The sequence below is a fragment of the Clostridium sp. CAG:43 genome (assembly GCF_000434655.1).
GTDB classification, from domain to species: Bacteria; Bacillota; Clostridia; order Lachnospirales; family Lachnospiraceae; genus Otoolea; species Otoolea fessa.
This window is the reverse complement of record NZ_FR895041.1, coordinates 1,915-10,413: the sequence shown is the minus strand read 5'-3', so window position 1 is coordinate 10,413 and position 8,499 is coordinate 1,915. Positions and strand designations below refer to the sequence as shown.

General features: G+C 52.5%; 6 protein-coding genes. All 6 read right to left on the bottom strand.

The window, feature by feature from the left end:
• The coding region (locus QVO97_RS03395; RefSeq protein ID WP_288188787.1) for a UvrD-helicase domain-containing protein at positions 1-1,536 on the bottom strand (1,536 nt) is incomplete at its 3' end.
• A gap of 66 nt (positions 1,537-1,602) precedes the next feature.
• Positions 1,603-5,070: a helicase-exonuclease AddAB subunit AddB gene (gene addB, locus QVO97_RS03390; RefSeq protein ID WP_022358995.1), complete on the bottom strand. Its 3,468-nt coding sequence runs from the start codon at positions 5,068-5,070 to the stop codon at positions 1,603-1,605.
• 34 nt (positions 5,071-5,104) lie between these two features.
• Positions 5,105-6,607 (bottom strand): RNA polymerase factor sigma-54, encoded by a 1,503-nt coding sequence (gene rpoN / locus QVO97_RS03385; protein ID WP_022358994.1) that lies wholly within the window; start codon positions 6,605-6,607, stop codon positions 5,105-5,107.
• Between the two features lie 90 nt (positions 6,608-6,697).
• Complete coding sequence (locus QVO97_RS03380; protein ID WP_022358993.1) at positions 6,698-7,036, bottom strand: DUF1292 domain-containing protein; 339 nt, start codon at positions 7,034-7,036, stop codon at positions 6,698-6,700.
• 195 nt (positions 7,037-7,231) lie between these two features.
• On the bottom strand, positions 7,232-7,765 hold the full coding sequence (locus QVO97_RS03375; protein ID WP_022358992.1) for a hypothetical protein: 534 nt from the start codon (positions 7,763-7,765) through the stop codon (positions 7,232-7,234).
• Positions 7,766-7,779: 14 nt separating this feature from the next.
• Positions 7,780-8,361: a cob(I)yrinic acid a,c-diamide adenosyltransferase gene (locus QVO97_RS03370; protein ID WP_022358991.1), complete on the bottom strand. Its 582-nt coding sequence runs from the start codon at positions 8,359-8,361 to the stop codon at positions 7,780-7,782.
• Positions 8,362-8,499: the final 138 nt, after the last annotated feature.

Here is an 8,499-nt window from a genome sequence, read left to right as displayed (position 1 = left end):
GATCGATTCCAGCACGTGATCCCGGCTTCGAAAGTTCTGGTGAAGCTCGATCTTCTGGTGTGCGCTCTCCTCCGACGTGTATGTGCTGTATTTTTCCAGAAATAATTCCGGTCTCGCCAGGCGGAATTTATAGATACTCTGCTTGACATCGCCCACCATAAACACATTCGGGCGGTCAAAGCGTTCACCGCTAATGCACTGGATCAGCGTCTCCTGAACCAGGTTGCTGTCCTGGTACTCGTCCACCAGAATTTCGTCGTACTGCACGGCGAGCTCATCCGCGACTGTGCCTGGTACGCGAACTGTCCAGGCATTTTTCCCCTGCATCTGATCGGTTTCTTCTGCACTTGAAGTTTCCTCCGCCTCGGAACATTCTGCTTCCGGTTCTGTCAGAATCTCCAGCGCAAAATGTTCCAGATCATGAAAATCCACCACATTTTTCTCTTTCTTCTTCGCCCTAAACCGCCGTCCAAATTCCTGCGCCAGCTCCAAAAGTTCCAAAATCCGCTCTTTTCCAGCTTCCATATCCGTAAGCATCTGCTCCGGGGAGGCAAACAGGTACTCTCCTTTTAACTTTTCAACTGCTTTTTTGACCCGGCTGCGGCAGTCGGAAACAAGCGCCTTTTTCTCTGGATCGACCTCACCGTTTTTGCCGCGGATCGCCGCCAGACGCGAAAACGTAAATTGTTCCAATGCCTCCGAGATCGTTTCAAACGAACCGGCTGCCCCACAGACTGCCTCCGCATGGCGCAGATCTTCCTCGATCATCGGCAGGGACGGCATCGGTCCCGGCAGGTACGGCATCGGTCCCCCCGTCTCCTGGCAGATCTCCCACGCCTCCCGAAGCTGTATTTTCCACTCCTGCGCCTGCAATACAATATCACGCAAAAGGAACTGCATCCACTCTGTCTGCTCCAGCTCTCCCTGTTCGGTCAAGAGCAGCTCCTCACGGCATTTTTCATACCACGCATCCGGCCACGGGTTACTCTGGGCGAAATTGTAGACCTGCATCACATACTCGGCAATTCCACCGTCCGCCTTGCCCGTCGCATACGCGTCCACAAACTCCTCATACCGTTTCCCGCCGTCGCGGTAATAATCTTCCAGCAGCCCATCCATCACATCAGCGCGCATCAGAAGCATTTCTCCCTCATCGCCGACCCGGAATGCCGGATCGATGTCCAGCCGGTCAAAATGTTCCCGCATGATATGCAGGCAGAAGCTGTCGATCGTCGTGATCTGGGCAAACTGAACCAGAACTGCCTGCTGCTGGAGATGTTCATTTTCCGGCTCCGATTCCAGTTTTTTCTCAATCGCCGCCTGGATCCGCTCCCGCATCTCCGCCGCTGCCGCCCGGGTAAAAGTCATGACAAGCAGGCGGTCTATGTCCTTCGGGTTCTCCCCCTCCGTGATCATCTGGATGATCCGCTCAACCAGCACTGCGGTCTTGCCGCTTCCGGCCGCTGCCGACACCAGGAGGCTTTTCTCCCGCCCCTCAATTACCTGCTTCTGTTCCCTGGTCCAATTTACTGCCATTTCTCGCCCTTTCCTTTTTCATGACTGCTTCTTCTTTCACTCCCACAATCACAGCCAAACACAAATCTACCGTTCCGTTTCCTTATCCTTTTCTTCCATCTTCCCCCAGATCTCCTCCGGGCTCAGCTTATCAAAACGCCGGAACTGGTAGCCGTTCGTTTTCAAATCAAATCCGCACACACTGTGGTACGGGCAATAATCACACGCCGTTTTCTGGCCGTTTTTGTACGGCGACGCCGCAATGTTTCCATCCAGAATCTCCCGCCCCATATGCTTCATTTTCCGGTTCACATACGCGCCCAGCACACGGAATTTTTCTTCCCCTGCCGCCTGCGAACGCCGCTCAACGATCGCCTCATTTTTAATCGAAACCGGCACAACATCCGAATCCACCGTCGCCTCCTCGCCCAGCCGATTATCCAGATGTGCCAGTGCCTCCCGATCGCCGTTTACCAGCCCGTTCATCCGCAGTGCCTTCAAAATATCGGCATTCGTCTCCTCCTCCGACTCCACCGGCTTGCGCTCCACCATCGGATCCTCGATATGATAATAGAAAAGCCCCGCTGGAACCACCGTTTTATCCGGGTATTCCCGCCCGATCTTCTCCATCGCCGCATCCATGTAGACAACCAGCTGCAGCTGCAATCCATAATAAATATCCGTCAGGTCAAATTTCGTTTTTCCCGTCTTGTAATCAATGATCTTAAGGTACAGCCGGTCGCCATCCTCGCAGAGATCGATTCGGTCAATCCGCCCGCGCAGATGGATCGCCTCCTCGCTTGAAAGCGGAATCCGCATCGCTCTCAGGTGATCCATCGGTGAAAAACTGACCTCAAACCCGGCTGGCTCAAAATCACCTTTTTTTAGCTGTTCCGTCAGCGCCCAGATCGTCCGATCCGTGATCCGGTATACCTTCCGTTCCAGATACTGGTTCCGGTACGAGCTTCCCAGAATCGCATTGCCGTATTCCTCCGTGACCGACGCCACACACTCCGCCACCATTTTCTGGCGGTCTTCCTCCGAAATGCCGGAAAACAGGCGATTTTCCTCTTTCATCCGCGTGAAATACATGTCGATCGCCGCATGGAACAGATTTCCGATATCCGACGGGGCAATCTCGTACATCTGCCGTTCCGACAATTCCAGCCCATACGAAAGAAAATGTGCATACGCACACGACGCATACAGCTCCATACGCGTCACACTGCCCCGCAGAATCGGGCTATAGAGCGCCCGCGCCGCCGCCTTCCCGATGCCCGTATCCTGATAGGTATAAAATGCAGCATCCGAGAGCGCCTGCATTTCATCCCGGTACGATTCTGCCTGAATAAAGTATCGGTACAGCGATATAAACTGGTCATTTTCCCCGCTTTTTTCATCCTGCAGTCCCCGAAGCACCCAGCTCATGCCAAGCTCCGGCGACCAGAGCGCTTCCTTCTCTTCCTCCGGCTGTTCCAGACGTTTCTCCGGAAATAATTTAAGCACTTGCAGCATCAGACTCGAAGGACGCATCGCTTTTCCCTCGGCAGAGGACGCCGCACACGACAGATAGAGATAGTCCGACGGCTTTGTCAGCGCCAGATAGAGATAAAATCGCTGCAAAAAGCTTTCCTCCCGCGCGGTCGGCGCCAATTCTACCTGCATTTCCCGCAGCGCCCGGCGATCCGCCTCCGAAAGGATCCCGCCGCGTCCCGAAACAGACGGCACTATCCCGTCATTGACTCCGGCAAAAAACAACGCTTTTATATTGGAAAGACGAGTTCGCGTGATATCGCCGACCACTATCCGGTCCACGACCGCGGGGATCAGTCCTACCTTGATCTCCGCAAAACCGGCGTCCAGAATCTCTGCATACTCCCGCTGTCCCATGACCTCCTCGCCGAGAAGCGCCACGATCCGGTCAAACAGATCCATCACCAGCCCATACACCTGCCCGTACTCCTTGGCAAGACTCATATCGCCCACTTCTTCAAACTGCTGCGCCATCGCCGCCAGCTTCTGCTCCATCTCAAGTGCTTCGAGAAAATGGACCAGCGCCTCCGTCCGCTCGCGCACCGTTGCTTTGCGGTTGGAAAACACCTCCCGAAGCGGCAGAAATGGTGTGACAACCGCCTCGCGGAACTGATTTAACTCATCCAGATTGATAAGCTCAGCCCCCCGGTACACGCGCTCCCATGTGCTGTTCCACCGCTTAAACCCGCGGATTCCAAGCGCAATCACATAATTTTCCGCCTGATAGATCACTTCCGGTGAAAGCCCCGCAAGCGGCATCACCAGCCCTGTTTTCAGGAATCGAAACACCGATTCATAGGAAAAGCCCGATTGCAGCACCTCCAGCGCCGCCCGGATTAGTTCCACCATCGGGTTACTTAAAATATTTTTCTTATAATCAATAAAACACGGGATCTGATTCTTCTCAAACTGCCTCAGAATCTCCCGCGAATATGTCTCCAAGTCGCCGGTAATCACCGCGATCTCCCGGTAACGGATGCCCTCCGATGCCACCAGACGCCGGATTTCTCCGCATAAGAAAGAGATTTCCGCCTGCGGGGTTGCTGCTTCAATTAGACGCAGGCTTTCCCGGCCGTGTTCAGCCGCAGCCCCGCTTTCGTTCCCGCTCCCAGAATGATACACCTTTCCCCTATATCGGAACAATTCATTTTCAATAAATCCCAGTTCCGGGCTGTCCTTAAATCTCCACATTGGTTTTTCTTTCAACAAAATATCCTCATCCCGGCTGCATCCGGCAGCTGCAGCACGGTCAATCAGACGGCAGACGGTATGACGGCTCATGTAAAAGAGCTTCTGCTGCACGCTCTCGCGGTACGGGTTGTCCTCCGGATCCATCGTGACCGTCACGATCACCTTCCGGCAGCACCGGAATAAGAGTTCCAGAAGCTCATACTGGATCGGCGTAAAGCCCGTATAGCCATCCAGCGTCACAACGCTGTCGCGGATGAGCTGTGACTGCGGCAGCACCCGGCAGAGAAGGCTTAAAATTTCTTCTTTTACGATCACTTTTTCCTCGGTATACGCCTGGAATGCCCGGTATAAAACCTGCATATCCAGAAGCTTCTGGCGCAGCAGCGGGCTTCTTGTCTCCCCGATCAGCGTCTCCAGCTTTTCCTCCGTGATGCCGTACTGGAAAAACTCAGACAGCATCGATTTGATCTCGCTGATAAAGCCCGCCTTGTCCAGATGCCCTCCAAACAGGTGCAGATTTCCCCGGACGCCCGACGAAACGCGCCGCAGAACCATCGATTTTCCCATATCATCCAGCACCGCCAGATTTTCAATCGCTAGTTCCTCAAACACCCGGTATGCCAGACGCTCAAAACTGACAATATCGATATTCATCACGCCATGGTTCGGATGCAGCATCACGATCTCTTTCTGCGTCTGCATCGTAAACTGTTCCGGCACCAGAGCAAAAAAACGTCCGTCCGGCTCTTCCATCGACTGACGGATCAGATTTTCATACAATGTCCGTGTCTTTCCCGAACCGGAACCACCGATTATAAATTGCAATGACATAGTTTTCCCTCTGTCTTTCTGTCTATGTTTTCTGTCAGATACCAAAGCACTTCCGCCCGGATGCATCCCGGATTCCCATTTCTTCCCGGTATTTCGCCACAGTCCGCCGCGACAGCGTGATCCCCGCTTCCGCCAGTTTTTCTGACAGCACGCGGTCGCTGAACGGCTTTCTCGGATTTTCCGTTTTGATCAGATAGCGGATTGCCTCCCGCGGATCTTTGCCTGTTTCCATCCGATTCACCACTTCTGCCTGAACCGCCATTTCTTCCTGATTCGCCGCCTCTTCCCGATCTGCCATTCTTCCCTTATCCGTCATCCCGAATCCCCCCGCTGCCATGTGTCTTGAAAAGAAATATGACAGCGGAAAGATCCCCCAGCGGCATTGCAGATATTTTTCACGCACTGTCCGGCTCAGCGTCGGCTCGCTGACCCCCAGCGATTTAGCCGCCTGTTTCTGCGTCCACGGAGCCAGTTTTCCACTTCCTTTTGCAAAAAACTCCTCCTGTACGCACAAAATCTCTTCTGCCAGCCGCGACAATGTCCGATTGCGCTGCCCAATGCACTGGCAGACCCATTCAGCCTGTCGGATTTTTCCCTCGATGTAGTCCTTCGCCTCCGTCTCGGTATCTTTCTGCTTCATCAATGATAGATAATACGGATTGATGGCAATCTGCGGCAGTGTCTCATCGGAAAGCTGCATTTCAAATCCGTGTTCCGTCTGTGAGATAATTATATCTGGTACGATATATTTATCATAGCTCTCATCCCCATATCCGCTTCCCGGTTTGGGATTCAGCTCCCGGATCCGCGCTGCTGCCAGAAGCACTTCCTCCAGCTTGCAGGAGCATGCACGGGCAAGCTGCTTCATCTGGTTTTTTCCCAGCAGATCCAGATGGTTGGAAATGATGCGTGCCGCCAGAATTTCGGTTCGCATCATTCCATTCTGAACAATATCAATCACCGCGCCGCCGTCCTCTGCCAGGTAAGACAGCTGCATCAACAGACACTCTTTCAGCGACCGTGCCCCGATCCCACACGGTTCCAGCCTGCCAAAATTTTTCCAGATCCGTTCTCCTTCTGTCTCCTCAATTCCCAGCCCAGCGCAGAGTTCTTCAAAATTCACGCTGAGATATCCGCTTGCATCCAGATTTTTGATCATATAGCGGAATATTTTTTCTTCTCTTTTCGTCAGATGCAGCATACACGCCTGTTCCAGAAGTGATTCCAAAAGCCCCTCCTGACTTCGTCCCGGCTCTAATCGCCCCGCCTCTTCTTCCTCATCCTGATAATAGGTCTGGTTCTGGCGGTCAAGGCTGGCAAGTTCTTCAAGTCTGCGGATTTTCTCGTTCAGATCTCCATTTTCTTCCAGCCGTCCGTTCTCCGGCTCCCGCTCTTCCAGATCCACCACCGGATTTTCCAGCGCCATCTCTTCTATGTACTCTTTCAGTTCTATCTGCCCCATCTGAAGAATATTTGCGGATTGTATCATTTTCTGGGACAAGGTCTGTTTGAGCTTTAACTCCTGTTTCAGTTCCATCGTACCACCCCTGAAAAGATGTAAAACGCCCAGATGCCTCGCCGTTTCTGCCTGCGAAGTACCTGGGCGTCCTGTCTTTTGCCTGCCTAATTACTGATCCAGCTCATCCTCGCCGACCAGCTCATCATATTCCTGCTCGTCCAGAAGCTCGTCAAACGCATCTGCCACGATCTCATACTCATCGTCGTCCTCGATGTTTTCCAGGTTCGGCTGTCCGTTCTCATCCTCGCTGTAACGGTACAGATATACCTCTCCGTCCTCTGCCTCGATGTCATCCATCGGAAGAAGGGCAATATAATCCTTACCGCCTGCCGGGAAAATCGTCAGAACAACACACTCAATCTCTCTGCCGTCATCCAATGTCAGGGTCACGGTCATCTCCTCGCCGTTGTCGATCTCTTCCTGAGTCATATTCTTATTATCTGCCATATTTTACCTCTTTCTTTTCTATGCTTTTTCTACGTCCCACAAGATCCGTTGGCGGAATCCTGTCTTGACTCCACTGTATCAGAGTATTCTGTAAAAATCAAGACTTGACTTCCTCATTGTCCTCTTCATCTGCCGCCTCGTTACTGTTCACGCATACGTGTACAGTATCGCCGCTTCATTCCGATACGCCGCCATCTATTCCCGCACCTCATCCGGCACCTGTACGCGCATTCCACGTGCAAATGCCCGGTTTAAGCGGATTGTGTGCCGTGCCAGCGGGTTAAACAGCATATAGATGCAGAATACCGCCTCGATAAATTCGATTGCCGCCGCCATCACCAGCATAAAAACCAGCGGAAATGGCAGCCACCAGCTCATCTGAAGCAGCGATACGCCGCCCCACACGATACTCGCCCCACGCCCGATCAGCATCAACACCGTAAGCACCGGGCTCTCCCGCAGCATAAGCATATACCAGCCATAAAAAATAAACGGTCCCAAAAGCGTCATGACCGCATTTGTTTTCTCCATTCCATAGACAAATGTCATAATCAGATAAAACAGGCAGTACAGAACCCGCACCCCCGTCAGAATCCGTACCATCCAGTGCAATGTCTCATTCTGCTCCCCGTAACCCGGAAGTGTTTTTTCCATCTGTTTTCCCCACATTGCCCATTCCCGCTGCACTGCAGCGTACTCCGGACGATGCTTTCTCTTTATAAATCCCATTCAGAGTCCCCTCTCTAATATTCAATTCCCCGCCGCGCCAGGATTTTCCGGTCAAACGGATGCTTGATTTTTTCCATCTCTGTCACGTAATCAGCCCGCAAAAGCAGCTCCTCCGGCGGTTTCCTCCCCGTCATCACGACTTCCAGATCCGCTGGTCTGTGATCCAGAAAATCCACTATATCCGCCAGCTCCAAAAGTCCCGAAGAAAGAGAAGCGCAGACCTCGTCCAACACCAGCAGAACATCGCAGGTTTCACAGAAGTTATTCTCCTCCGGTGCTTTCGAACCGTTCTCTTCTGCTTCCCCACACCGCTTCACTGCCTCACGGCACGCTGTCTCAAACATACTTTTATAATAATCCGCTGCCTCCTGCTTCACCTCATCGGTCATTTTCCACGTGAATCCAAATGTTTTTTCACAGGGAATCAACGTCACCTCCGGGAGCCGCTTTAAAATCTCCACCTCCCCAGACTGGTCCGTTTTTAAAAAGCGGGCAGCAACTACCTGTTTTCCCGTTCCTGCCGCCCGGACCGCCAAACCGATCGCCGCCGTCGTCTTTCCTTTCCCGTCGCCGCAGTACAGATGTACACATCCCATATATTTTTCCTTTTCTTCCTTTTTATCTCGCTTTTTAGCGCACCAATACTAACTATCTTATCATATCAAACTGCCAACCACAATATTTGCCCGATTGAAAATTTACATTGAAATATTTCCCCATATACGCAATCTGGC